The organism is Bacillus sp. 95MFCvi2.1, assembly GCF_000374965.1.
GTDB classification, from domain to species: domain Bacteria; phylum Bacillota; class Bacilli; order Bacillales; family Bacillaceae_G; genus Bacillus_A; species Bacillus_A pseudomycoides.
In genome coordinates, this window is sequence record NZ_KB895778.1 from 1 (window position 1) to 1,362 (window position 1,362).

Annotated in this window: 1 protein-coding gene; it reads left to right on the top strand. The window is 25.4% G+C overall.

Annotated elements, in window-relative coordinates; translation table 11 throughout:
- Positions 1–316: 316 nt before the first annotated feature.
- Positions 317–982, top strand: coding sequence for a helix-turn-helix domain-containing protein (locus C568_RS0130220; protein WP_018783746.1), 666 nt, complete (start codon positions 317–319; stop codon positions 980–982).
- Positions 983–1,362 lie beyond the last annotated feature (380 nt).

Sequence of the window (1,362 nt, forward strand, 5' to 3'; positions counted from 1 at the left end):
ATGATATCAGATATCTATTTTAAGATATTTCTATAATAAAAAAAAGACACCTCTGTAGGTGTCTTTTTTGTGCTGTCCCTTCTTATTAATCTAGAAAAAATAATGCCTTTAAGAATAATGAATAGTAAACATTCTTAGGTTAATGGGCATGTGTCAGTACCCCTATAACTCATCTTCCTAATTCTTAATTATTGAGAAGATAAATCGTGATAAAAGGGCCTGCAACAGATTGTTGCAGGCTTTTTTTATAACGCTACAATGCGTTTCTTACTATTTAATATTAGAATAAATTAAATTAATTGAAGGAGGTACAAATATGGACATTGGAAAAAAAATTAAACATTTAAGATTACTAAATAAAATGACACAAGAAGATGTAGCCAACCAATTATTTATTTCAAGACAAGTCATATCTAAATGGGAACTAGGAAAAAGTCTTCCTGATCTAGCCAATTTATTAGCCTTAAGCAATCTATTTAATGTTTCAATTGATTCTTTATTAAAGGAGGATTCAAATTTGCAAAATCAGATAATAAAACAAAGCAATTATAAAAGATATTTATTAATAGCCTCTCTATACATATATTCTTTAATTACTATTGTTGTTATATTTTATTGTCTCGTTGCCTTTTTACTTATACCAAAAGACATAAAAACATCAGATCTAAAGGTTATTAATTCCCACTTTTATCAAGAAAGCGATAAAAAAGAAATTTTATATATTTATAGTAAATTAACACCGTTCTTCTCCAATTATTCAGGAGATTATAGCATTGAAACAAAAGATCATGAAATAAACATTCATGCTCATCGAAATTCAATCCCTTTTAGAAATAAAGACGTTTTATTTTCAATCGAAAAAGATATACCTCACGGGATAGATTGGCAAGAAAAAGATGTTTACATTGTAGACAAAAACAATAACAAAATACTTATATATAACCATAAAAATAAACAACTATATTATCAAACAAAAAATTAAAGTAGGTGATCAAAATTAAAAACATCTATAAATATACTTTTATAATAATTACATTTATCCTTAACATAATCAGTACTCTACTTATTGGAAATACAGGATTTGCACCAAACGTTATAGTATTTTCTATTAGCTTTTTATTTTTCACCATTTTATTTCAATCAATCACAATTCTATTCATTATCTATATGATTAAAAATGATGAATCTAAAAAAATAAAAATAATTTTATACGTCTTTTTAACACTAGATATATTTATCTTTTTATCTTTACTATACATAGCCTATATCGTAATAACTCAAAATCTATAAAAAAATAACATACTAATAGCAAGGGAATGCTTGTAGACTGATCTATACTGCATTCCCTTATTGTATGTATGC

What these genes read in the sequence shown, in the direction of transcription:
- C568_RS0130220 (WP_018783746.1), top strand. Translation starts at nt 317, where the DNA reads ATGGACATTGGAAAAAAAATTAAACATTTAAGATTACTAAATAAAATG.